Consider the following 24,818-nt stretch of genomic DNA (forward strand, 5'->3'; position numbering starts at 1 on the left):
TTGGCGTCCCCGATCCCCCACCAGGCGGGCGATGGCTGAATCGCCGGGATTCAGCCTCGCGGGAACACACGCTTGACTACCCTGAGAGGGCCACGTAGGAAGGGCGGTGTCGCGTGGATCGCTGCGCGCTGTTCGTTGACGCCGGCTACTTGCTGGCAGACGGCGCGATGGCCGTCCATGGGACCCGCCATCGCGAGGCCGTCTCCTGGGACTATCCGAGCCTGCTGCAGTTCCTGACGACCCTGTCAAGAGAGCGGACGGGCCTGCCGCTTCTGCGCTGCTACTGGTACGAGGCGACCGTCGAGGGCCGCCGTACGCCGGAGCACGACGTGCTGGCGGACATCCCCGGGCTCAAGCTCCGTCTCGGCCGCATCCGGCCGGGCCGCAGGGAGGGCGTGGACGCCCAGGTCCACCGTGACCTCATGACGCTGGCGCGAAACAACGCCGTCTGCGACGCGGTCGTGGTCAGCGGCGACGAGGACCTCACCCAGGTGGTGAGCGACGCACAGGACCTCGGCATCCGCGTGACCGTCATGCAGATCGCCACCGACGGCGCCTGGTCGGCGGCGCGCACCCTGCGCCAGGAGTGCGACGACCTCATCGAGATCGGGAGCGGCCATCTCCGGCCGTTCGTCACGATGCTCACCGGGGCGGACCCGAGCCCCGGCGCCGGCAACGGGCAGTCCCACGGCAACGGCCTCGTCCCCCACGGCGGAAACGGATCGCTGTCCAACGGGACCCACCTCAACGGATCCCAGCAGAACGGGACACAGCACAACGGGACACAGCACAACGGGACACAGCAGAACGGGACGCCTTCGCAGGGCAGCCACGCCGCCGGCCTCCACGGCGGCGCGGTGACGGGAGCGCACGGCGGCGCCCCGCCGCAGGACCTGAGCGTTCCCGGGACGGCCCTGAACGCCACCCAACCGCACCCCACGGGGACGCACACGGGAACACCGGGCACGGGAAGCCACAGCGCCGGGTCGCACGGTGTGGGCAGCCACGGAAGCGGCGCCCACGGCGCAGGCTTCCAGGACACCGGGTCCCAGGGCGCCGGGTCCCAGGGCGCCGGCTCCCAAGGCATCGGCTCCCAGGGCGCAAGCATGCACGGGACGGGCGCACACAGCGGTGGGCGTTCCTCCGCCGCGCACGCGCGTCCGGCTCTGCCGGCGCAGCCGTCCCCGCCGGCCTACAACGGATACTCGCCGGAGTCCCAGCAGCCGCCCGCCCAGCCGCGCCAGGCGCAGCCGCCCGTGAGCACACCGCTGCCGGCTCCCCCGGCGTCCGCCCCGCCGTCGCCGCCCTCGGGGGCCCAGCCGCCGTCGAGCAGCCCGCCGCCGAACACTGCGGTGCAGAGCCAGCAGTACGGGTCCGGCCACGCCGGCTACCCGCCCTCACAGCTGGGGCCGTACACGGGCCCGCAGCCCGCTCCGGTGCCGGTGCAGACCGGAGGCACCACGACGCTCGCCGAGGCGGTGAAGGCGGCGCACAAGGAGGGGCACGACTTCGGCGAGTCGGTCGCCCGTGACGCCCCCGCGCTGTGGCTGGAGGCCGTGCTCGCCCGCAAGCCCCGGATGCCGTCCGACCTCGAGGCCCGCCTCCTGCAGGGGTCCTCGCTGCCGATCGACTTCCTGCTGCACGACGAGGTCAGGCACGCCCTGCGCCGCGGCTTCTGGGACGCCCTCGAGCGCGCCCGCCGCTGACCCGGCCGTCCTTTCCGGGGCGGCTCATGGCGCGGCTCAGCCGAGAGCGTCGAAGCCGGCCCGCAGGTGGGCGACGCGTTCGGTCAGTTCGGCGACCGCGCCGTTGAGGGGCGCGTCGGCGGACTTGTCCGCCAGTTCGCGCACCCTCCGCAGCTCGTCCTCGACGGCGGTGACGCGGCCGGCCAGCTCGGCCAGTACGGAGGCGTGGTCGCCGCCTTCCGGCAGCTCGTTCGACAAGCGTTCACGCAGCAGTGCCGCCTGCTCGGAGAGCCGCCGGTTCATCGTGTAGAGCTCGACGAACACGGCGACCTTGGCGCGCAGCACCCAGGGGTCGAACGGCTTGGTGAGGTAGTCCACCGCCCCGGCGGCGTACCCACGGAAGGCGTAGTCGGGGGCGCTGTCGACCACGGTCAGGAAGATGATCGGGATGTTCCTGGTGCGCTCTCTCCGCTTGATGTGCGCGGCGGTCTCGAAACCGTCCATGCCGGGCATGCGTACGTCGAGCAGGATGAGGGCGAAGTCGGTCGACAGGAGGGCTTTGAGCGCCTCCTCCCCGGACCGGGCCCGTATGGGCACGACGTCCAGCGAGCTGAGGATCGCCTCCAGGGCGATCAGGTTCTCCTCACGGTCGTCGACCAGCAGGACCCTGGCGCGGTCAGCCATCGATCACGTCTCCTGGGCGTCTCGGGACTCCGGGGCCGGCACACCCCTCGTTCGTTCTGTGCCCCCGCCGCGGCCGCGCATGAGCCATCCGCGCAGCCGCTCGAGCAGCCGGTCGACGTCGACGGGCTTGGGCACGTAGTCGGACGCGCCGGACGCGATGCTCTTCTCGCGGTCGCCCCGCATGACCTTCGCCGTCAGCGCGATGATCGGCAGGTCGGCGAACTGCGGCATCGTGCGGATCGCCGAGGTCGTGGCCCAGCCGTCCATCTCGGGCATCATGATGTCCATCAGCACGAGCGCCACGTCCTCGTTGCGTTCGAGCTGCTCGATGCCCTCGCGGCCGTTCTCGGCGTACACCACGGTCGAGCCGTGCCGCTCCAGCACGCTGGTCAGCGCGAAGACGTTGCGGATGTCGTCGTCCACGATGAGGATCTTGGCCCCGGTCAGCGGGTCGTCGCCCTGCCAGTCGTGGCCGTCCACCAGCGGCGTGTACTGCGGGACCGGCAGGTCGGTCGGGAGCGGGATCTCCGGGAGGATGTCCCTGATGTGCAGGTCGGGCACCTCGTCCTCGCGTCCCTCCGGTTCGGTGGGCGTGGCGATCGCGCCGCCGTCGGGTGCGGCGAGCGGCCCCGAGTAGTCCGGGGGCAGGTACAGCGTGAACGTGCTGCCCTCCCCGGGAACGCTCTGGACGTGGATCTCGCCGCCGAGCAGGCGGGCGATCTCCCGGCAGATCGACAGGCCGAGGCCGGTTCCGCCGTACTTGCGGCTGGTCGTGCCGTCGGCCTGGCGGAACTGCTCGAAGATCACCTCGAGCTTGTCCGGCGCGATGCCGATGCCGGTGTCCACGACCCTGAAGGCCAGCATGTCCTCCGGTGAGCCCTGCAGCTTCTCGTCCACATAGGGGACGTCGGCGGGCGCGCGGGTCACCTCCAGCCTGACCTCGCCCTCGTGGGTGAACTTCACCGCGTTGGACAGCAGGTTGCGCAGCACCTGCTGCAGCCGCTGCTCGTCGCTGCGCACCTCGTGCGGCACGGAGGGGTCGACCTGGACCGCGAACGACAGGCCCTTGTCCTGCGCGAGCGGGGCGAAGGTCGCCTCCATGTAGTCGACCAGCGCGGACAGCGACATCGCCTGCGGGTGGATGTCCATGCGGCCCGCCTCGACCTTGGACAGGTCGAGGATGTCGTTGATCAGCTGAAGCAGCGCCGAGCCTGCGTCGTGGATCGTCCGGGCGAACTCGACCTGCTGCGGCGTGAGGTTGCCCTCGGCGTTCTCCGTCAGCAGCTTGGCGAGCACGAGCAGGCTGTTGAGCGGGGTGCGCAGCTCGTGGGACATGTTCGCGAGGAACTCGGACTTGTAGCGCGAGGAGACCGCGAGCTGCTCGGCCCGTTCCTCCAGCGTCCGCCGGGCCTGCTCGATCTGGAAGTTCTGGATCTCGATGGCGCGGTTCTGCTTGGCCAGCAGCGCCGCCTTGTCCTCCAGCTCGGCGTTGGACCGGCGCAGCTCCTCCTGCTGGCGCTGGAGCTCGTCGGAGCGCTCCTGCAGCTCGATCGCGAGCCGCTGCGACTCGGTGAGCAGGTCCTCGGTCCGGGAGTTGGCCATGATCGTGTTGATCGTGACGCCGATGGTCTCGACGAGCTGGGTGAGGAACGCCAGGTGGACCTCGCTGAACTGCCGGAACGAGGCCATCTCGAGGACGCCGAGCACCTTGTTCTCGAAGAGGATCGGCAGCACGACGATCTGGGCCGGGTTCGACCGGCTGAGCCCGGTCTCGACCGTGATCGAGTCGACCGGCACGTTCTCCAGGATGACCTGCTTGGCCTCCAGCGCGGCCTGGCCGATGATGCCCTCGCCCAGCTCGAAGCTCGGCTTGGGAGTCGAGCCCGGCTGGATGCCGTACCCGGCGATGAGGTTGAGCCGGCCGTCGTCGTACAGGTAGCAGGCGCCGTGGCTGGCCGAGACGAGCGGGGTGAGCTCGCTCATGATCAGCCGGGCGACCTCCATCAGGTCGCGGTGGCCCTGCATCAGGCGGGAGATCCTGGCCAGGTTGGACTTGAGCCAGTCCTGCTCCTGGTTGGTCTTGGTCGTCTCGCGCAGGGTGGCGACCATCGTGTTGATGTTGTCCTTGAGCTGGGCCAGCTCGCCCGGCGCCTCCACGGTGATCGACCGGGTGAGGTCGCCCCTGGCGACCGCGCTGGTCACCTCGGCGATCGCGCGCACCTGAGTGGTCAGGTTGCCGGCCAGTTCGTTCACGCTCTCGGTGAGCCGCTTCCAGGTGCCCTCGACGCCTTCGACGCGGGCCTGGCCGCCGAGCTGGCCCTCCGAGCCGACCTCGCGGGCGACGCGGGTCACCTCGGAGGCGAAGGACGACAGCTGGTCGACCATGGTGTTCATGGTGCTCTTGAGCTCCAGGATCTCGCCCTGGGCGTCGACGTCGATCTTGCGGGTCAGGTCGCCGTTGGCGACGGCGGTGGTGACCTGGGCGATGTTGCGCACCTGGTAGGTGAAGTTGTTCGCCATCGAGTTGACGTTGTCGGTGAGGTCCTTCCAGACGCCCGACACGCCGGGGACGCGCGCCTGGCCGCCCAGGCGTCCCTCGGTGCCGACCTCGCGGGCGACGCGGGTGACCTCGTCGGCGAAGGCGGACAGCTGGTCCACCATCGTGTTCATCGTGTCCTTGAGCTCCAGGATCTCGCCCTGGGCGTCCACGGTGATCTTCTTGGACAGGTTGCCCTGCGCCACGGCGGTGGAGACGACGGCGATCTGACGAATCTGCGACGTCAGGTTGTTGGCCATGAAGTTGACGTTGTCGGTGAGGTCCTTCCAGATGCCCGACACGCCGCGCACCTGCGCCTGGCCGCCCAGGCGTCCCTCGGTGCCGACCTCGCGGGCGACGCGGGTCACCTCGGAGGCGAAGGACGACAGCTGGTCGACCATGGTGTTCATGGTGCTCTTGAGCTCGAGCATCTCGCCCTGTGCGTCGACGTCGATCTTGCGGGTGAAGTCGCCGTTGGCGACGGCGGTGGTGACCTGGGCGATGTTGCGCACCTGGTAGGTCAGGTTGTTCGCCATCGAGTTGACGTTGTCGGTGAGGTCCTTCCAGACGCCCGACACGCCCTTCACCTCGGCGCGGCCGCCCAGCTTGCCCTCGGTGCCGACCTCGCGGGCGACCCGGGTGACCTCGTCGGCGAACGCCGAGAGCTGGTCGACCATCGTGTTGAGGGTCTCCTTGAGCTCCAGGATCTCGCCCTGGGCGTCCACCGTGATCTTCCTGGACAGGTCGCCCTTGGCCACGGCGGTGGAGACGACCGCGATCTGCCGCACCTGCGAGGTCAGGTTGTTGGCCATGAAGTTGACGTTGTCGGTGAGGTCCTTCCAGACGCCCGACACGCCGCGCACCTGCGCCTGACCGCCCAGCTTGCCCTCGGTGCCGACCTCGCGGGCGACCCGGGTGACCTCCTCGGCGAACGCCGAGAGCTGGTCGACCATCGTGTTGACGGTGTGCTTGAGCTCCAGCATCTCGCCGACGGCGTCGACGGTGACCTTGCGGCTCAGGTCGCCGCGGGCGACGCCGGTCGTCACCTCGGCGATGTCGCGGACCTGCGCCGAGACGCGGTCGGACATCGTGTTGACGGCCTCGGTGAGGTCGCGCCAGCTGCCCGACATGCCGCGCAGGTTGGCCCGGCCGCCCAGCTTGCCCTCGGTGCCGAGGTCGCGGGTGACCCGCGTCACCTCCGAGGTGAACAGCGAGAGCTGGTCGACCATGCCGTTGATGGCCTTGCCCAGCCGCCGTACCTCGCCCCGGGCCGCGCGGTCCACGTCGATCCGGCGGGACAGGTCGCCCTTGGCGACGGCGTCGATGACGTCCGCGGCGCCGCTGACCGGCGTCACGATGGCGTCGATGAGGTCGTTGACCGAGCCCACGCTCTCCGCCCACGCGCCGACGCCCGGCCCGGGGCTGAGCCGCTCGGTGAAACGGCCCTCCTTGACGATCTCGCGGCGGACCCGGGCCAGCTCGTTGGCCAGGTGCTCGCGCCGGTCCGCCACCTCGTTCAGCAGCAGCCGGATCTCGCTGAGGATTCCCGGCGGGGCGTGGGACACGCGCCGGCGGAAGTCGCCGTCCCGCCATGTGATGAGCGTCTCCAGGAAGGGGACGAGGTCGGATTCGCGGTAGACCCGTTCGGTCCCGGCCAGCTCGGCGTTGGCGGGCGACATTTAGCCTCCTTTACCCCGATCGGGGCTGACGCGACCAAGGCATAGGGCCTCATACGGCCTGTCCAGCCGCGGACTCCATGCCAGTCTGTCACGTTCGGAGGGATGCGGGGCCCCCTTGCTTGACCCGAGGTCAGCCGGAAGTGTGGTAAGCACAATGGTGGTGACAACTAGCCCTCGGGCCGTTCTGGCGGCATCCTTCACGCCAGGCGAGACGGCCGTACCCGAAGCGAAGCGGTTCACACGCGAAGTGATGACAGCGTGGGCCGCCATGTCGGTGTACCCCGAGGCCGAGCGCCTGGTGGGGGAACTCGTCGTGAAAGCGGCGGGCGCGCCCTTCGAGGTCGTGTGGCTCCACCACGGCGAGTCCATCCAGGTCGAGGTCAGGGAGAAGGCGGACGGCCAGGATTTCGGGCCGCCGGCCGACGCCGTCACCTGGGGCGTCACGTTCACCTCGTCGCTGCGCACCCGCTGGGCCCGGCTGGACCTGCCGGGCGGGGAGCCGGTGCAGAGCGACGAGTGGCTGCTCGAGGCCGCGCACGGCCCGGGCTGGCTGGGGTTCCTCGCGGACGCGAGCGACCTGCTCGCGGGCACGCTCAACCCGGAGATGGTCCCGGCGATCGTCGCGCAGATCGTGGTGCCGCGCCTGGCGAGCTGGTGCGCCGTCTACACCGCGCAGGACGGGTCGGGGGAGCTGCGGCCCGCCTATCTCTGGCACGCGGACGAGACCCAGATCGACGCCATGCGCGACGAACTGGAGGAGATTTCGCTGCCCGCGGACGACGACCCCGCCGTGCTGCCGATGAGCGAATGGCAGGCGCTGGCGTACCCGCTGACCGCGCGGGGGCGGCGGCTCGGCGTGATGTGCCTGGGCCGGCGCGACCGCTTCCCCGACGAGGCCATGCAGATCGCCGAGGACCTCAGCCGCCGCGCGGCGCTCGCGCTCGACAACGCGCGTCTGTACGCCCAGCAGGCGGCGGCCAACCGGGCCCTCCAGCGCAGCCTCCTGCCGCCCGACGAGCCCACCACGCCGGGGCTCGACTTCCACGTGATCTACGAGCCGGCGGGGGAGAACAACGAGGTCGGCGGCGACTTCTACGACCTTTTCCCGATCGCGGACGGGGTCTGGCGCTTCGCGATCGGCGACGTCTGCGGCACCGGGCCGGAGGCCGCCGCGGTCACCGGGCTGGCCCGTCACACGCTCCGGCTGCTCGCCCGCGAGGGGTACGGCGTGGCCGCCGTCGTGGGCCGGCTCAACCAGGCCATCCTGGAGGAGGGGGAGCGCGCCCGCTTCCTGACGCTGCTGCACGGCCAGATCACGGTCTCGCCGGAGGGTCTCGACATCCGTCTCGTCTCCGCCGGGCATCCGGAGGCACTGCGGCTGCGGCCGAACGGCGAGGTCGAGGTCGTCGCCTCGCCGCAGTCGCTGCTCGGGGTGTTCCCCGAGGCGAAGTTCCAGGAGGACAGCCTGCGCCTCACTCCGGGCGACGTCCTGCTGGGCGTGACCGACGGGGTCACCGAGCGGCGGTCGGGCGACCGGCTGCTCGACGACGACGGCGGCCTGGCCAAGCTCCTGGCCGAGTGCGTGGACCTGTCCGCCCGCGCGGTGGCCGAACGCATCCGCCGCGCCGTACAGGACTTCGCGCCCGTGCCGAGCGCCGACGACCTGGCCATCCTCGTCCTGCGCGCGCCCTAGACCCTAGGCACGGCCCAGGGCGCGGACGGCGAAGTCGATGGACGCGGCCATCCTGCGCACCCGCTCCTCGACGACCGGCGTGCCCGGATCGGCGTCGTACCGGTACACCGCCGCCTCCCGGCCGTGGCCGGCCAGGGCCCGGAGATAGCGCTCGACCTGCCGGGCCGGGCAGCGCCGGTCGTCCGCCCCCGTGATGATCAGGAGCGGCGCCTCCACCATGTCGGCGTACGTGATCGGGGAGGACGCGGCGTACCGCTCGGGCACCTCGGCCGGGGAACCGCCCAGCAGCGCCCGGTGCACCGCGCGCATGCATTCGGCCTCGTCCTCGTACGCCGCCGCGTGGTCGGCGATGGGGGCGGCGGCGATCCCCGCCGTCCACGACTTCGGCTGGGTGCCGAGCGCCAGCAGGGTCAGGTAGCCGCCCCACGCCGTGCCGGCGAGCACGAGGCGGTCCGGGTCGGCGATGCGGCGCTCCACCGCCCAGTCGCGCACCGCCGCCACGTCGGCCAGCTCGATGTGGCCGATGTCGCCGCGCAGCGCGTCGCGCCAGGCGGAGCCGTACCCGGCCGATCCCCGGTGGTTCACCCGGATCACGGCGAAACCGCTGTCGACCCACGCCGCGACCTGCGGCCGGAACGAGTCGTCGTCCTGGCCGCCGGTGCCGCCGCCGAACCCCGGCAGCGCGCTGCGCAGGAGGAACACCGTCGGGTACGGCGCGGCCACCCGCTCGGGCCGGGAGACGAGGGCGTGGATGCGCCCGCCCGGGCCCTCCACGTCGATGTCCTCCAGCGGCACGGACGGCGGCGGCGTGCGCCCGGGGCTGAAGACCACGTGGCCGTTGCTCGACCTGACGACCGGCGGATGGGCGGCGCTCGACCAGGCGTACTCGACGGTGCCGTCGGGGCGCGGCGCCGCCGCCTCGATCACCCCGTGCGGGCTCTGGATCGGGGTGAGGCCGCCGCCGGCGAGGTCGTAGCGCAGCAGTTCCGTGCGTCCCCGCTGGCTGTGGATGATGAGCAGGGCTCGTCCGTCGTCGTACCAGTCCGCGGAGATCTCGCCGCGCACCCGCAGCCAGATCTCCCGCTGCTCGCCGGTCACCGGGTCCCATACGAGGGGTTCGCGGCGGCCCCGGCGCTCGTGCAGGACGAGCAGGCGCCGGTCGCCGGGGACGGGGGCGAACCTGCAGCCGGTCACGCCTCTGCCCGGACCGTCGTTCAGCTCGGCGACCGTCGAGCCGTCCGCCCTGACGACCCGTACGGCCGGGTGCAGGGCGTCGCCGTGCTCGCTGTGGTTGACGGCGATGAGCGAGCCGTCGAGGGACATGTCCGCGACCGCGGCGTACTCGTCGTGGCGGTACACCGTGACCGGCTCGCTCCCGGGCCGCGCCAGCAGGATCTCGAAGCCGTCCCGCGAGGAACGGCCGACGGCCGCGGCGCCGTCCGAGGCGAGCGCGAGCCCGCACGGGTGGCCGGGCGGTATGGCCAGGGGCTCGTCAGGGCCGCCGTGGAACGGCTGGCGCGACCACACGCCGTATCCGTCGCCCCGGCCGTCGCGGGCCGTGCCGCCGTGCGTGTGGCGGTCCGTGTTGTGGCCGTCTGTGTGGCAGTCGGTGTCGCAGTCGGTGTCGCCGAACCACCAGATCCACCGGCCGGCGGGGTCGATCGCGCCGTACCGCGTGCCGTGGGCGCGGTCGGTGACCTGGCGGATCTGCCCGCTCGACCGGTCCCAGGCGTAGATCTCCCACGCGCCGGAGGCGTTGCCGCGGTAGACGGCGCGGTGCGGCGCCTGACGCGCCCACGTGGGCAGGGTCACCCGCGGTGCCCGGAACCTGGCCTGCCAGCGTTCCTCGGCCTTCATGCCGGCCCTCCCCTGTGCTCCTACGGGGTCGGGTTCAGTATGTCCCGCGAGAGACGCAAATGACTGACAAATAGGTGATGTCGGGACCAAGTCGGCGCGGACGCCGCGTCAGGACAGGTCCAATCCGGCGAGCTGGGCGCGGCTGGCCACGTTCAGCTTCGGGAACGCCCGGTAGAGGTGATAGCTGACGGTCTTCGGGCTGAGGAACAGCTGCGCGCCGATTTCCCGGTTGGTCAGGCCCTTGGCGGCCAGCCGTACGATCTGCAGCTCCTGCGGAGACAGGGCGGACAACGCCTCCCCACGCGCGGCCGGGGAGCCGGTGTCTCCGGTGGCGCGCAGCTCGGTGCTCGCGCGCTCGGCCCACGGACGGGCGCCCAGCCGCTCGAAGGTCTCCCACGCGGCCCGCAGATGCGGCCGGGCGCTGCCCTTGTCGCGCTCCCTGCGCAGGCGCTCCCCGAAGGCGAGCCTGGTGCGGGCCGCCTCCCAGGGGCGGCCGCTGCCGGCGTGCAGCCGTACGGCGGTGCGGAAGTGCTCGTGCGCCCGCTCCCCGTCGGGTTCGACCAGGGCGCGGCACCGGTGCAGGACGGCCGTCGCCCAGTCCTGCCCCGAGGCCGTCGCCCACTCCTCGAACCGGCACAGCGGCTCGTGTGCGGGCAGCCCGAGCCGTACGGCCGCCTCGATCTGGTCGGGGGCGAAGTAGACGGCCTGGATCTGGTGGCGCACCGGGCCGGTCATGGCGGCGTCGAGCCGGTCCAGCGCCTCGGCGTACCGGCCCCGGCCGAGGTCGAGCAGGGCCGGCGCCCACTCGGCCCAGGCGAGGCCGTTGACGATGTGGTTGGCGTCGAAGCGGTCGCGGCAGCGGGCGGCGAGCTCGGCGCAGCGGTCCGCCTCACCCCGTACGGCCGCGAGCCACGCCAGCGTGCCCTCCAGGTAGCCGGCCCGGTTGCGCTGCCCGGTGTCGGAGATGAGCCGCAGGCCCTCGGCCGCGGTGGCCTCGGCGTCCCTGAACCTGCCCAGGTACAGCTCCGCGGCGGCGAGCGTGACATGGACGAGGGGGAGCTTGCCGACGTCTCCGGCGGCCCGGCACTCGGCGGCCATCGCGGCCGAGATGTCGTGCCCGGTCCGGAAATCGCCGACGAGCGGGGCCACAAAGGCCGCGTTGATCCGGAACGTGTGCGCGCCGGAGGTCATCCGGCCGCCGCTGGCGACCATGTCGCGCATGATGGGCACCCCCTGCGCCGGTCCCTGCCGCAGCAGCACGGCCGCGCCGGTCACGGCCTGGACGGCGGGGTCGAGGCCGTCCCCCGGACGCAGGTCGAGCTCGTGCAGGCGTGCGGCCGCCTCGGCGACCCTGTCCGGGTCGCTGAGCTGCCAGGCGTTGCGCGCGGCGTCGGTCAGCATGAGCCCGGCCGCGATCCGGTCCTGACGCGACTGCCCGCCGGAGCCCTCGGCGTCCGTATCGGCATCGGCAAGTGCGGCCAGCTCCTCCGCGCCCTGCATGAGCAGGTCGTGCGCCAGGTAGGGGGCGCCCTCGTCGAACGCGATCCGGGCGCGCAGCTCACAGAGCCGGGCGCGCGAACGGGGGTCGGTGACCAGCTCGGCGGCGCGTTCGACCAGTTGCTTGGCCCGGCCGGCCTGGCCCGCGTCGGCGGCGGCGACGGCGGCCGCGGTCAGCCGCCCCGCCTTGCGCGCGCGGTCCTCGGTGAGCTCGGCGGCCCGTTCGAGTGCGGCACAGGCGGCCGCGTCGCCGTCGCGGTCCCGGGCGCGCCGCGCGGCCTGCTCAAGCGCCAGTGCCGCCGTCTCGTCGGGGCCGGTGGCGGCGGCGGCCAGGTGCCAGGCCCGCCGGTCCGGCTGATGCTCCAGCAGCCGGGCCAGGACCGCGTGGACCTCCAGCCGCAGGTCGTAGGTGCCGTGCCGGAAGGCCGCCGCGCGCATGAGCGGGTGGGTGAACGTCACCCGCCGGCCGTCGATCCTGATCAGGCCGGACTTCTCGGCCACGCCCAGGGCGGCGGGCGCGACCCCCAGCTCCCGCTGCGCCCGTACGATCACGTCCAGGTCGCCGCCGTCGGTCAGCGCGGTCAGCAGCAGCGCCTGCTGGGCGTCGGCGGGCAGCTCGGCGATGCGCGCCGTGTACGCCTGCTGGATGCGGTCGGGCAGCGGCAGCGGGCTCCGGTCGTAGGCGGGCGGGGCCGTACGCGGGAGTTCGAGCAGGGCGAGCGGATTGCCGCAGCTCTCCTCGATGAGGCGGTCGCGGGTGCCGGGAGCGAGCCCGGGGGCCGCGTGGTCGAGCAGCGCGGCGGCGCTGCCGGCGTCGATGCCCGGCAGCCGGTGCTCGGGCAGGCCGGAGGGGTCGAAGCCGTCACGCGCGGCGAAGATCATGACGATGCCCTCGGCGTGCAGCCGGTGGGCCGCGAACCGCAGCGCCTGCGCCGACTCCTGGTCGAGCCACTGCGCGTCGTCCACCAGGCACAGCAGCGGCCCGCCCTCGGCCAGCTCCGCCAGCAGCGACAGCACGGCCAGGCCCGTGAGGAGCCGGTTGGTCACCGGGGCCAGGCCGAAGGCGCCGCGCAGGGCGGCGGCCTGCGGCGCGGGCAGCGCGTCGAGCCGGTCGAGCCCGTGTCCGAGCAGCAGGTGGAGCGAGGCGAACGGGATCTCCGCCTCGGTCTCGACGCCGACGCCGCGCAGCACACGCATGTCGCGCACGTCCCTGGCGCGGTCGGCGGCGTACGCCAGCAGCGACGTCTTGCCGATGCCCGGCTCGCCCCGGACCACGAGCACGCCGGACCGCCCGACGAGCGCTTCGTCGAGCAGGCCGTCGATCACGGCTTGATCGGTCGCACGCCCCCACAGCACGCCGGAATCCTAGTGGCCCTGATCACGCCGAGGGCGGTGCATCCGGTGACGGCACCGGTCATGTGTCCGATACCGCCCGGACATCGTGATTCCTAGCGTGCTCAGGGTGGACAACACCCAAGCGGTCGATCTCATCGGGGTCACCAAACACTACGCACACGGCGTCACGGCGCTGGACGACGTCACGATCGGGTTCGGCGCCGGAACGTTCACGGCCGTGATGGGGCCCTCGGGGTCGGGCAAGTCGACGCTGCTGCAGTGCGCGGCCGGGCTGGACCGGCCCAGCGCCGGCCGGGTGGTCGTGGACGGCCGTGACCTGGCCGCGCTCGGCGACAGGAAGCTGACGCTGCTGCGCAGGGACCGGATCGGCTTCGTGTTCCAGTCGTTCAACCTGCTGCCCTCGCTCACCGCGGAGCAGAACGTCGGCCTGCCGCTGCGGCTGGCCGGGCGGCGCCCCGACCGGGAGCTGGTGGGGCAGAGCCTGGCCGCCGTGGGCCTGGCCGAGCGCGCCGGGCACCGGCCCGCCGAACTGTCGGGCGGGCAGCAGCAGCGGGTGGCCATCGCACGGGCGCTGGTCACCCGGCCCGCCGTGCTCTTCGCCGACGAGCCGACCGGCGCCCTCGACGCCAACACCAGCCGCGACGTGCTGCGCCTGCTGCGCACGCTGGTGGACCGGCAGGCCCAGACCATCGTCATGGTCACCCACGACGCCGTGGCGGCCTCGTACGCCGACCGGGTCGTGTTCCTGGCCGACGGCCGTGTGTACGGCGAGCTGCACGAGCCCACCGCCGAGCTGGTCGCCACCCGGATGCTGCAGCTGGAGGCGTCGTGCTGAGGATCGCCTGGTCCACGCTGCGTACGCGCTGGATCTCCTTCGCGGGCACGTTCGCCGCGCTGGCGCTGGGCGCCGCGCTGATCGCCGCGCTCGGCCAGGTGCTGGCCTCCGGGATCACCTCACCGCCGCGGGGGCCGCAGCGGTACGCCGCCGCGCCCGTCGTGGTCGTGCCCGACGGGACGCTCACCGTGGACACCTGGCGGGGCGGCAGCAGCGCGCCCCTGGCCGAGCCGCGCGGCCTCGCGGACGACCTGGTCGCCCGTTTTCCCGGCGCGGTGGTGGACCGGGTCTTCCCCGCGCGGCTCTCGGACGGGCCGCCGGCGATGGGCAGGCCCTGGGCGGCCGCCCGTACGGCCCCGCAGCCGCTCGTCGCGGGCCGAGCGCCCTCGGGGGACGGCGAGATCGCGATCAGCGCGGGGACGTGGCCCGGGCGGCGGGGGTCCGCCGCGGCGCGGGCGCCGGCCGGGACGCGGGTGCCCGTGGTCACCGCGACCGGGATCAGGACCTACCGGGTCGTGGGCGTCACGGAGGCGGGGCCGCAACCCACGGTCTTCTTCGCCGACGCGCACGCCGCCAGGCTGTCGCCGCGCGTGGACGCGCTCGCGCTGTGGCGGCCCGCCGCCGAGGTGACGAAGGCGGTCGCGGGGGCGGCGCGGGTGCTGAGCGGGCAGGACCGGGCGCTGGCCGATCCGTTCCGCGAGGCCGACGAGCGGGCGCGCAACAACGCCAACACGATCGCCGGCATCGCCGCCGGGTTCGCCGCCTTCATCGCGATCTTCGTGGTCTCGTCCACGTTCGCGTTCGCGGTGGGGCAGCGGCGGCGCGAGTTCGCCCTGCTGCGGACCATCGGCGCGACCGCGCGCCAGGTCAGGCGGATGATGTACGGCGAGGCCGCCCTCGTCGCGGTGGCCGCCTCCGCGGTGGGCGCGTTCCTCGGCCCGCTGGCCACCGGGCCGATCCTCGACCGGCTGACCGCGCTCGGGATGGCGCCGGAGTGGCTGGTGCCGTCCGAGTCGTCCGTACCGGCCTGGGTGGCCTTCGGCACCGGCGTGGTGGTCGCCCTGGCCGGCGTGGCCGCGGCCGCGCGGCGGGCCGGGCGGGTGCGGCCCGCCGAGGCGCTGCGCGAGGCGGCGGTGGAACCCCGCGCGATGACGTGGGGCCGGTGGATCGCCGGGCTCGGCCTGCTGGGCACGGCGCTGGTCAGCATGGCGGTGACCACGATCGGCGACCCGGGGTCGGCCACGAACAACAAGACCTTCATGCCGATCGTCATGCTGCTCATCGCCGCGCTGGGCCTGCTCGCGCCGGTCTTCGTGCGGCCCGTCACCCGCCTGCTCGTGGCGCCGCTGGAGCGGCTGCGCGGCGCCGGCGGCGTCGCGGTCGCGGGCGGGACGGCGGCCTCGGCCGGGCGGACCGCCGCCACCGCCGCGCCCGTCCTGGTCACCGTGGCGCTGGCGGCCTCCCTGCTGGGCGGGGCCGCGATGACCGACGCCGCCAAGGCCGCGGTGCAGTCCCGGCCGGTACGCGCCGGCTACCTGGTGCTCCCCGACGGCGACACCGGACTGGACCGGCAGCTCGTCCAGCGGCTGCGGGCCGTCCCCGGCGTGGACGTCGCCACCGAGACCGAGACCAGCGTGTACACCCTCGAGGGCGACACCCAGCTCATCCGCAGGCCGGCCCGGGCCGTCGAGCCCGCCACGCTCTCCACGGCGTTGTCGGTTCCGCTGGTCGCCGGGTCGGCGGCCGGGCTGCGCGACGACACGATCGTCGTCTCCCGGACCTGGGAGCTGAGCCTGGGGCAACGCGTGCGCATGTGGCGCGCCGACGGCAGCCCGGTCACGCTGACGGTGACCGGTGTGCTCGGGGACGACTCACCCGCCGACGCCTACGTCACGCCCGCCCACGCCTTCTCCGCCCTGCCCTCCGTCGCGTACGTGACGCAACGTCCCGGCGCCTCGGCTTCGGCCGTACGGGTCGCGCTGGAGGACGCCGTACGCGGCCACAACGCCCGCGCGATGAGCCGGGCGGAGTGGGCGCGGGAGTCCGGCGACCGGCAGGCCTCGGCCAGCCGGCTCGGCCTGCTGGCCGTGCTGGGGATCATGCTCTGCTACACCGTGATCGCGCTGGTCAACACGCTGCTGATGGCGGCCTCCGACCGGGCGGCGGAGCGCGGCGGCCTGCGGTTGCTGGGCGCGACGCGGGCGCAGGTGCTGCGGTACGTCGTGGCGGAGGCGCTGGCGGTGGTGGCCGTCGGAGTGGTGCTGGGGTTCGCGGCCACGGCGCTCGGCCTGCTGGGGCTGGGGGCGGCACTGCTGCGCCTGGCCGGCCCGTTCGCCTTCGACGTGCCCTGGCAACCGGTGGTCGCGGTGATCGCGGTCTGCTTCCTGCTCGGGGCGGTCGCGGCGGTCGTTCCCGCGATCCGCATCAGGGGTGCCGTGATACCGCGGTCGTGACCCGGTGACACCGGCGGCCGGGTCGGGAGCCGCACGTCGAGTCTCCGTGTGATGGCGGCGGTGCCGGTGGATAGTGGGACGGTGGACTGGCAGTCGATCTTCGCTCCGAGCATTCCGCTGCTGGAGGGGTTCGTCCGCGGCACGGTGACCTTCCTCGTGCTGCTCGTTCTCCTGCGCCTGGTCGGTCAGCGCGAGGCGGGCGGCCTGGGCATCACGGACGTGTTGCTGGTCGTCCTGGTCGCCGACGCCGCGTCGGCCGGTCTGCACGGCAAGGCCGAGTCGATCTCCGACGGTTTCGTGGTGGTCGTCACGATCCTGTTCTGGAGCGTGGCGGTCGACGCCGTCGCGTACCGGTTTCCGCGGCTGGCGGCGCTGCTGAAGGCCCGGCCCAGGGCGCTGATCGAGAACGGCAGGCTGAACCGCAGGGTGATGCTGCGGGAGTTCATGACCTACGAGGAGGTGCTGTCGCAGCTGCGGTTGCACGGCATCGAGGACATCGCGGTGGTCGACCGCGCGTACATCGAGCCGAACGGCCTGATCAGCGTCATCCGCGTGGACCGGGGGGAGAACGAGCCGGCCGAGCCGCCGGTCATGTAGACGCGGGCGGTCACGAAGGCACGGGGGGTTACGGAGCCGCGCGCGGTCAGGGAGACCGGCGGGTTCGCGAAGACGGGCGGGGTCACGGGGAAACGGCCCAGCGGGTGATGTGGAAGGACGCGGTCACCGGCACCGGGTCGGGCAGCGCGCCGATCTTCGCGGTCAGTTCCTCCGGGCGGGTGTGCCAGGCGCTCGGGCCCATGCCGACCACCGCCTCGACCTCGTCGTGGCGCAGCGAGAGCGCGATCTCCTCGGTCTCCTCCCCGATACGGATGAACCGGCCGCCCAGGGTGTCCTCCAGACGGCGGTCCTTGTCCTCGTCCACGTTCAGCAGGCCGAGCCGCTCGACGAGCGGGCTCAGGTGGCCGGGACCGGGCGTGACGACGACGAGGGAACCGCCCGGCCGCAGCACCCGGGCGAACTCCTCCGCGTTGCGCGGCGCGAAGACGTTGAGCAGCACGTCCACGCGGTGGTCGGCGACGGGGATCGGCCGCCACACGTCCGCCACGACGGCGCCGATGCGGGGATGCGCACGGGCGGCCCGCTTCAGCGCGTGCTTGGACACGTCGAGCGCGATGCCGGCCGCGGCGTCGCCGAGCGCCGCGGCCAGGTAGTAGCCGGTGCCCGCGCCGGCGTCGGCGACCACGGCGGCGCCCTCGCAGAGCCGGGCGAGGCGGCCGGCCAGCGGGGCGTAATGGCCCGCCTCCAGGAAACGCGCCCGCGCGGCCACCATGGCGGGTGTGTCGGCCGTGCCGGCCGGGCGGGTGAGCATGTTCACGTATCCCTGCCGCGCCACGTCGTAGGAGTGGCCGCGCGCGCACCTGACCGACCCGTCGGCAAGATGGATCGCCGTCCCGCAGGCCGGGCAGACGAGGTGGTCGATGACGTCGGCGAGCACCCGTCCATCATCCACCCCAAGCGGAGTGCGAACCGGCGACAAGCCGGCTGCAGGAGTACGGCAAGCCGCCGGAGTTTCCATGGACACGCAAGGAGCTTTTCGAAGGGGGAGACCGAGATGACCCGCACCCGCCGCCGCTGCCCGCGCTGCCGTACCGAGCTCGACGAGGGCCCGATCCTCTACCGCTGCGCCCACTGCGAGCGCGCCGTCTACGCCGCCGACCTCGACGACGACTACGCCCCCGTCGCGGCCGCCGCCCGCTGACCGACACCCGGCCTCTATGGTGGTGCGATGCCGCATGAGCCGAGAATCGTGTCCGGTGTCGAGATCGTCCCGCTCTGCGATGCCGTCGGCCCGATGAAGGAGCCGGTCCGCAAGCCGCTGCCCGAGATGTTTCCCGGCGCCACGTTCGCACCCGGCGAGGAATGGGTGCTGCACTTCCACTGCTACCTGCTGCGCGCGGCCGGCCGTACGGTCCTGGTGGACACCGGGATCGGTGGCGCGCACTCGCTCGCGACCTGGGCGCCGCTGCCCGGACGGATCGGCGCGGAACTGGCCGCCGTCGGGGCCGCTCCGGAGGACGTGGACGTGGTCGTGCTGACGCATCTGCACAGTGACCACGCGGGCGGCGCGGTCGTGGACGGCGCTCCCGCCTTCCCCGGCGCCCGATATGTGCTGCAGCGATCGGAGGTCGAGTGGGCCTCCGCCCAGGTGCGCGAGCTGATCCTCGATCCCCTGCGGGACCGGCTCGACGTCGTCGATGGCGACGCCGAAACCCTGCCCGGCGTCAGGGTGCTGCACACGCCCGGCCACACGCCGGGCCACCAGTGCGTCGAGGTGGGGGATGTGGTCATGAGCGGCGACGCCGTGCTCCACCCCGTCCAGCTCGCCGATCCCGCGATCCGCTACGTGTACGACGAGGACGCCGACCTCGCCGTACGGACGCGTGAGGACATCCTCGCCCGGGCCGCCGTCCTCGCCCCTTCCCACTTCCCCGACCCCTTCGTGTACCTGGAGTAATCACCTGATCGCTCTTCGCTCATCTTCTTGTTTTGCTCTTGGCTCTGGGTGCACAACGTACGTACGCGCTGGTCATGGGTGGCAAGGAGGAGCGCGTCAACCTGCGCGTGGACGCGGAAACCAAGCGGCTGCTGGAGAATGCGAGCGAGGCGGCCGGGGACACCGTCTCCTCGTTCGTCCTTGGTGCGGCGACTGCAGCGGCCCGCGAGCTGCTGGCGGATCGAACGGTGTTCCACCTCGACGAAGAGCAGTGGCAGGCCTTCGACGCGGCCCTGTCCCGGGAGCCTCGGGACGTGCCGGGGCTCGCCGAACTTATGAGAACTTCAACGGTTCTGGACGAAGGCCCGTGAAGCTGTCTCCGGTCGCCCCTGTCACGAGGGCCGACGATCTCGACGGCTTCGACTGCGGTTCTCCCGCCCAGAGCGAGTGGCTGACGCGTCATGCGCTGCAGGCGCACGCGAGCGGGGGGTGCCGCGTCTATGTCGTCCGCGACATGGGGTCCGGCAAGGTGGTGGGCTACTACTCGCTCACGGCCGGGACCGTCACTCCAGGCGAGGCTCCCGCGCGGCTGCTCAAGGGGGCCGGTCGTCATGCACAACCCGTGGTCATCCTGGCCCGGCTGGGTGTGGACAGAGCGGCACAGGGCATCGGGCTGGGACGGGCTCTCGTGGTGGACGCCCTCCGGAGGGTGGCGCGGGTGGCCGGCGAGATCGGTGTCCGAGCCATGCTCATCCATTGCGAGAGCGAGGCGGCGCGGGCCTTCCATCTGCGGCTCGCCGCGTTCGAGCAGAGCCCAAGCGACCCGCTGCACCTTCTGCTGCTGATGAAGGACCTGCGGCAGGTACTCGCCGGCGGCGCGTGGAATGACGTGATCGGTACGATCCCCGGCTTCACGGAAGCGGTGGACGTGGAGAGCAGCCGCGACAGCCGGCAGTCCAACGCCCTCTGACGTAGGAGGGCTCCGCTCAGGCGGGGGCCGGGGCCGGGGCGGGCGTGGGGTGAACGACGGCGCGGCGGCGGGTACGGGTCCTGTACCGGACGACCTGTACGGCCCCGAGCAGCCAGATCGGATACTGCACGGCGAACGCCCAGCGGAAGTCGTGCTGCAGGTCCATGACGACCCCGACGAGCGCGATCAGGGACATCGAGGCGGCGAAGCCGCCGCCGTTGACGATGCCGGTGGCGACGCCGATGCGCTCGGCCGGGTTGAACGTGCGGGCGTAGTCGAAGCCGATGACCGAGCCCGGCCCGTTCGTCGCGAGGGCCAGCATGAGCAGCCCGAGCGTCCACAGCGGGGCATGGCCGCCGGGCCAGAGCAGGACGAGCGTCCACGCGCCGGCCGTGACGCCGATGACCGTGAGCACCATCCACGAGCGGCGCAGCGGGAAGCGCCCGGCCAGATAGCCGAGCAGCGGCCCGCACGCCATCGCGAGCAGCGTCAGCGCGGTCAGCAGCACCCCGGCCGTACGCGGGGACAGGCCCTGTCCCTGCACGAGGAAGGGGTAGCCCCACAGCATCGTGAAAGCCGCGGACGAGCACTGGGTGGCGGCGTGCGTCCACATCCCGAGGCGGGTGCCGGGCTCGGCCCACGCCGCCCGCACTGCCGATGCTTGTGGTGCGCGCTCGGGCCGCCGGTCGCGGAGCCCGGCGGCGACGACGGCCAGGGCCACCACCCCAAGGCCCGCCGCGCACAGGAAGGTCGGCGTCCAGCCGTACGCGTGCAGGGAGCTGATCAGCGGCACGGCCGACACGACCGCGCCGAACTGGCCGATGATGCCGGTGAGCTGCACGAGCAGCGGGTTGCGGCGGGGCGGGAACCAGACGCTGACGACCCGGATCACGCTGATGAACGTCATGGCGTCGCCGCAGCCGACCAGCACTCTCCCGGCGGCGGCCGGCACCAGACCGGTGGAGACGGCGAACAGGAGCTGGCCGAGGGCCATGACCGCCGCGCCGGCGAGCAGCATGCGCTTGGACCCGAGGCGGTCGACCAGGACGCCGACGGGGATCTGCATGGCCGCGTAGACGAGCAGTTGCAGCATCGCGAGCGTGGACAGCGCCGCCGACCCGACCCCGAACCTCGTCGCCGCGTCGATCCCCGTCACACCGAGCGACTGCCGGTGGAAGACCGCGACCATGTACGCGAGCACACCGGCGGTCCAGTAGATCAGAGCTTTACGACTGTTTCCGCCCGTCTGCACCACGTGCACACATTTTACCGTTATGTACTTCTTACCCCTTGCGTGCCCCTATCTCAGGGAACAGCACGTGGCAGACGGAGCCGACCGGGCGGCTACCTCTTGCGCTTGGACGGGCGGCGTCCGCCCGGCTTGCCACCGCCGAAGAACGCCTTCACGCGCTCTCTGATGCTCTTCTGCTCCCCGGTGAGCCGGTTTGACGGCTCCTTGGCGAGCCAGGACAGGTTCTCGATGACGATCGCCTTCCTCCTAGGAGCCTCGTGGCGTGCGTTGTGGAGGGACACAAGCCTCCAGGCGAGCCAAGTAGTGATCGTGTGCTTCTTACCGAACGTCCGCTCGCTCGTGGTAAGGGCCGTCACGAGCAGAGAGTGCGCTCGCGCTTTCTCGCCATGTCCCGAAAGGGTGGTGGCGAGGCCGGCCATCGCCCTAAGCGTGTCGGGGTGGTGGTGGCCGAGGAGCCGGCGGCGGGCGTCGAGGACCTGTTCGTTGAGGGTGCGGGCCTGGTCGAGTTCACCTTGGTCGCGGAGGGTGGTGGCGAGGTTGGCCATCGAGGTGAGGGTGTCGGGGTGGTGGTGGCCGAGGAGTTGGCGGCGGGCGTCGAGGACGTGTTCGTTGAGGGTGCGGGCCTGGTCGAGTTCACCTTGGTCGCGGAGGGTGGCGGCGAGGTTGGCCATCGCGGTGAGAGTGTCGGGGTGGTGGTCGCCGAGGAGTTGGCGGCGGGCGTCGAGGACGTGCTCGGTGAGGTTGCGGGCCTGGTCGAGTTCACCTTGGTCGTGGAGGGTGGCGGCGAGGTTGGCCATCGCGGTGAGAGTGTCGGGGTGGTGGTCGCCGAGGAGTTGGCGGCGGGCGTCGAGGACCTGTTCGTCGAGGGTACGGGCCCGGCCCAGTTCGCCTTGTGCGTAGAAGGTGGCGGCGAGGCCGGACATGGCGTCGAGTGTGTGGAGGTGGTGGTCGCCGAGGAGTTGGCGGCGGGCGTCGAGGACCTGTTCGGTGAGGGTGCGGGCCTGGTCGAGTTCACCTTGGTCGTGGAGGGTGGCGGCGAGGCCGGATATGGCGTCGAGTGTGTGAGGGTGGTGGTCGCCGAGGAGTTGGCGGCGGGCGTCGAGGACCTGTTCGTTGAGGGTGCGGGCCTGGTCGAGATGCCCTTGCCTGCGGAGGGTGGCGGCGAGGTTGGCCATCGCGGTGAGGGTGTCGGGGTGGTGGTCGCCGAGGAGTTGGCGGCGGGCGCCCAGCACCTGCTCTTCCAGAATTCGAGCCTCTTCGTACTGTCCGGCGTCGGACAGGAGGGTCGCCTGATAGGCGACGGCGGTGATGGTTTCGAGATCATCCCGCCCGAGCGTCACGGTGAACTCGTGGACAAGGCGATCCTGTAGCTGCTTGGCCTGTGTCAGGTGACCTTGGTGATAGAGCGCCTCGACCAGGTCCCGGCCGACACGGAGAGTGTCGATGTCGTGAGGCCCGAGGGCGCGGGTCCGGGTCTCGTAGACCTCCTCCTGTGCCTTCCGGGCCGCTGCTAAACGGCCCTGCGCCAACAAGAGCAGACCCTGGGTGTTGCGGCAGCGGAGATACTCGGGGTCGTCGTGCGGCATTCGTCCGGCCACGGCCAGGGCGTCCTCGATCACGGACTGTGAGTGGTCCAGCCGCCCGCGCTGCAGCAAGTATCGGGCGACCCGTTCCAGCAGGCCGGCCGTCTCCTCCGGTGCGACGCCCAGCCGTACGACATGCTGCGCGGCGGCGACGGCGTGGGCGAGCATCGTCTCGCAGTCGGGCCAGATCTTCGGATCACGGACGTCGTCGGGGAACGCCACGGCGATGGTGGCCAGCGCGAGCCCCGCCCAGCGCGGCTCCTCCGCGCCGAGGTCGGCCCGGGTGACCGCCTGCACGATGCGGTGAATGGACAGCAGACCGTCTTCGGTGTCGGCCAGCGAATACTTTCGCAGGGCCCGCGTCACGTCGAGACGGCGTAGGGGATCGGTCAGGGCCTCGGCGAGGTCGGCGGGCGTGTCCGGCACCGGGGTGAGCCGGGACAGCGGGATGGCCTCGGCCCCGAGAAACGCGGCGAGGCGGAGCAGGGCCACCGCCGCGACGGACTGGGACGCCAGGCGTTCGAAGGACACTCGCCAGGTCGAGGCGATCGTCGCCTCGTTGTCACCGGCGCGGCCCTGTCTGAACAGTTCCGGCGACTGCTGCTGCAACTGGCCGAGGTAGTCGGCCGCCGACATGCCCTCGGCGATGACACCGGCCGCCTGGGCCAGCGCGAGAGGCAGGCCGCCCAGGGCCTCCGCCAGCTCTCGCGCCGTGTCGGCGTTGGTGACCCTGCCCTTCCGCTGCAGGTATTCCACTGCGGCGGCGGTCGGCAGGACCTCCAGGTGCCGCGCCTCCGCATGGCGCCAGTCCCGCAACCGGGAAGTGATCAGCACGTGGCCCAGGAGCCGGTCGGGGAGAAGCGGGAGGATCTGCTCCGGGTCCTCGGCGTTGTCGAAGATCAGCAGCCAGTCGCGGCGGCGGTGAAGCATCTGACGGAGCGCAGGGACCGCCTGGTCGTCCTGGTCGAACGGCAGGCCCAGCTCCTTGGCGAGCTCCGCGTAGTCCCCGCGCAGGGTCGTCGGGTCCTCGGCCCGCACCCACCACACCACGTCGTACGCGCTGCCGTACCGATGGGCGTACTGGATGGCGAGCTGGGTCTTGCCCAGGCCGCCGAGCCCGGTGATCGCCTGGATGGCGGAGGCCGGGCGGTTCGCGCGGAAGGCGCGGTACAGGTCCGTGAGCTCGTTGTCCCGCCCGACGAAATCCGGGTTCGGGCGTTGCCCGCGCAGCTGCCACGCCTCCGGGTCGGCGGCGGGGAACCGGACACGCTTTCCCGCTGCCTTGGGGAAGCCGCCGCTCGCCACGCGTTCGGCACGTTCGGCCACCCCGTTCAGCAGGCGCCGCCGGGCCTCGTCCTCGTCCACGTCGCGCAGGTCGATCGGCACGTACGCCGCCAGCAGCGGCGGTCTCTCGCACTCGGCCACGAGGACGGGGATGAGGGCCCGATCCTTGCCCTCCGCATCCTGCGACTGAGCGGCGGCCCGTACGGCCGCTTGGACGGCCTCGGCGGCGCCCGACAGCAGGCAGAGCGTGTGGCGGCTCCGGGCAAGGGCCTCGTCGAGCTTCGCGAGCAGGTTGTGCCCGGGCCTGAAGTCCCATGGCTTGAGGATCACGCCGTAGCCGGCGCCTTCCAGCTCTACGGCGATCCACTCCGCCCACTGCACGTCGTCGTCCGCGTGACAGATGAAGAAGTCCGCGGTGTGGTCGTCCCGCACGTGACCTCCGAGACTCACCGGCGTGCGCCGCCCGGGAATCCGGGAACGCGCGGGGTCCGGGCGATCGAGGGGGAGACCCCGGACAGGAGCCGGTCCCGCGCCTCGGCCTCCTCGACTTCCACCAGGTCGATGTAGACCAGCGGTCCGAGTAACGGGGCGACGTCGCATTCGGCCACCCGCACCGGTATGAATCCGCGTTCTTTGCCGAGCAGCGTCTGACGATAGGCCGCGGTCCATTCGGCCTGGGTGAACATGGAGCTCAGGTAATGGGGAGACAGCACGCCCAGAACATGGCGGCAGCCGGACAGCGCCTTGTCCATTTCCGCCATGAAGTTGTCCCCGGGCCGGAAGTCCCAGGCCTGGATGGTCGTGCGGTAGCCGGCATCCTCAAGGGTGCGTGCGATCCACTTCGCCCAGGTTTCGTCCTTGCCGTTATAGGTGACGAAGAAGTCCTTTTCCCTGTTTTCGGTCGGGCCGTTCTCCGTCATGACGCCTCCGTCGCTGCCCTGATGTCAAGCGCCCCCGTCG

Annotated in this window: 17 protein-coding genes; 9 read left to right on the forward strand and 8 right to left on the reverse strand. The window is 72.3% G+C overall.

Annotated elements, in window-relative coordinates; translation table 11 throughout:
- Positions 1-113 precede the first annotated feature (113 nt).
- Positions 114-1,706, forward strand: a complete 1,593-nt coding sequence (locus tag AAH991_RS22670) for an NYN domain-containing protein (protein WP_346227891.1) — start codon at positions 114-116, stop codon at positions 1,704-1,706.
- A 36-nt stretch (positions 1,707-1,742) separates the two neighbouring features.
- Here the strand turns inward: AAH991_RS22670 and AAH991_RS22675 are convergent, their stop codons facing one another.
- Both AAH991_RS22675 and AAH991_RS22680 read right to left on the reverse strand, forming a co-directional pair.
- Entirely contained in the window at positions 1,743-2,369 is a 627-nt protein-coding gene (locus AAH991_RS22675) for a response regulator (RefSeq protein ID WP_346227892.1), read from the reverse strand.
- Positions 2,370-2,372: 3 nt separating this feature from the next.
- Positions 2,373-6,584 (reverse strand): HAMP domain-containing protein, encoded by a 4,212-nt coding sequence (locus tag AAH991_RS22680; protein ID WP_346227893.1) that lies wholly within the window; start codon positions 6,582-6,584, stop codon positions 2,373-2,375.
- A 268-nt stretch (positions 6,585-6,852) separates the two neighbouring features.
- Between AAH991_RS22680 and AAH991_RS22685 the strand changes: the two genes are divergently transcribed.
- Positions 6,853-8,277, forward strand: coding sequence for a PP2C family protein-serine/threonine phosphatase (locus AAH991_RS22685; RefSeq protein WP_346227894.1), 1,425 nt, complete (start codon positions 6,853-6,855; stop codon positions 8,275-8,277).
- Between the two features lie 3 nt (positions 8,278-8,280).
- Here AAH991_RS22685 and AAH991_RS22690 read toward each other — a convergent pair whose 3' ends face one another.
- Together AAH991_RS22690 and AAH991_RS22695 are read right to left on the reverse strand one after the other, a co-directional pair.
- On the reverse strand, positions 8,281-10,134 hold the full coding sequence (locus tag AAH991_RS22690) for a S9 family peptidase (protein WP_346227895.1): 1,854 nt from the start codon (positions 10,132-10,134) through the stop codon (positions 8,281-8,283).
- Positions 10,135-10,242: 108 nt separating this feature from the next.
- Positions 10,243-12,987 (reverse strand): helix-turn-helix transcriptional regulator, encoded by a 2,745-nt coding sequence (locus AAH991_RS22695; protein ID WP_346227896.1) that lies wholly within the window; start codon positions 12,985-12,987, stop codon positions 10,243-10,245.
- 97 nt (positions 12,988-13,084) lie between these two features.
- Between AAH991_RS22695 and AAH991_RS22700 the strand changes: the two genes are divergently transcribed.
- The 3 genes from AAH991_RS22700 (at position 13,085) to AAH991_RS22710 (ending at position 16,872) form a co-directional block, all read left to right on the forward strand.
- Positions 13,085-13,822 (forward strand): ABC transporter ATP-binding protein, encoded by a 738-nt coding sequence (locus AAH991_RS22700; RefSeq protein WP_428834008.1) that lies wholly within the window; start codon positions 13,085-13,087, stop codon positions 13,820-13,822.
- On the forward strand, positions 13,816-16,275 hold the full coding sequence (locus AAH991_RS22705) for an FtsX-like permease family protein (RefSeq protein ID WP_346227898.1): 2,460 nt from the start codon (positions 13,816-13,818) through the stop codon (positions 16,273-16,275). The genes AAH991_RS22700 and AAH991_RS22705 overlap by 7 nt, the downstream gene beginning before the upstream one ends.
- 81 nt (positions 16,276-16,356) lie before the next feature.
- A complete protein-coding gene (locus AAH991_RS22710) occupies positions 16,357-16,872 on the forward strand; it encodes a DUF421 domain-containing protein (protein WP_346227899.1) in 516 nt (171 codons plus the stop codon).
- An 82-nt stretch (positions 16,873-16,954) separates the two neighbouring features.
- Here the strand turns inward: AAH991_RS22710 and AAH991_RS22715 are convergent, their stop codons facing one another.
- On the reverse strand, positions 16,955-17,770 hold the full coding sequence (locus AAH991_RS22715; protein WP_428834011.1) for a putative RNA methyltransferase: 816 nt from the start codon (positions 17,768-17,770) through the stop codon (positions 16,955-16,957).
- Between the two features lie 117 nt (positions 17,771-17,887).
- On the opposite strand from AAH991_RS22715, the gene AAH991_RS22720 reads away from it, so the two are divergent.
- The 4 genes from AAH991_RS22720 to AAH991_RS22735 all read left to right on the forward strand — a co-directional run bounded on the left by AAH991_RS22720 (position 17,888) and on the right by AAH991_RS22735 (position 19,739).
- Positions 17,888-18,034, forward strand: a complete 147-nt coding sequence (locus tag AAH991_RS22720; RefSeq protein WP_346227901.1) for a hypothetical protein — start codon at positions 17,888-17,890, stop codon at positions 18,032-18,034.
- Between the two features lie 27 nt (positions 18,035-18,061).
- Positions 18,062-18,790, forward strand: coding sequence for an MBL fold metallo-hydrolase (locus tag AAH991_RS22725; RefSeq protein WP_346227902.1), 729 nt, complete (start codon positions 18,062-18,064; stop codon positions 18,788-18,790).
- A 74-nt stretch (positions 18,791-18,864) separates the two neighbouring features.
- Complete coding sequence (locus tag AAH991_RS22730) at positions 18,865-19,140, forward strand: type II toxin-antitoxin system TacA family antitoxin (protein ID WP_346227903.1); 276 nt, start codon at positions 18,865-18,867, stop codon at positions 19,138-19,140.
- On the forward strand, positions 19,137-19,739 hold the full coding sequence (locus tag AAH991_RS22735) for a GNAT family N-acetyltransferase (protein WP_346227904.1): 603 nt from the start codon (positions 19,137-19,139) through the stop codon (positions 19,737-19,739). The genes AAH991_RS22730 and AAH991_RS22735 overlap by 4 nt, the downstream gene beginning before the upstream one ends.
- 16 nt (positions 19,740-19,755) lie before the next feature.
- Here the strand turns inward: AAH991_RS22735 and AAH991_RS22740 are convergent, their stop codons facing one another.
- The 3 genes from AAH991_RS22740 to AAH991_RS22750 all read right to left on the reverse strand — a co-directional run bounded on the left by AAH991_RS22740 (position 19,756) and on the right by AAH991_RS22750 (position 24,778).
- Complete coding sequence (locus tag AAH991_RS22740) at positions 19,756-20,994, reverse strand: MFS transporter (protein WP_346227905.1); 1,239 nt, start codon at positions 20,992-20,994, stop codon at positions 19,756-19,758.
- 89 nt (positions 20,995-21,083) lie between these two features.
- On the reverse strand, positions 21,084-24,290 hold the full coding sequence (gene fxsT, locus AAH991_RS22745) for an FxSxx-COOH system tetratricopeptide repeat protein (RefSeq protein ID WP_346227906.1): 3,207 nt from the start codon (positions 24,288-24,290) through the stop codon (positions 21,084-21,086).
- 14 nt (positions 24,291-24,304) lie between these two features.
- Positions 24,305-24,778 (reverse strand): toll/interleukin-1 receptor domain-containing protein, encoded by a 474-nt coding sequence (locus tag AAH991_RS22750; protein ID WP_346227907.1) that lies wholly within the window; start codon positions 24,776-24,778, stop codon positions 24,305-24,307.
- Between the last annotated feature and the right edge of the window lie 40 nt (positions 24,779-24,818).

This window comes from Microbispora sp. ZYX-F-249 (genome assembly GCF_039649665.1).
GTDB classification, from domain to species: Bacteria; Actinomycetota; Actinomycetes; order Streptosporangiales; family Streptosporangiaceae; genus Microbispora; species Microbispora maris.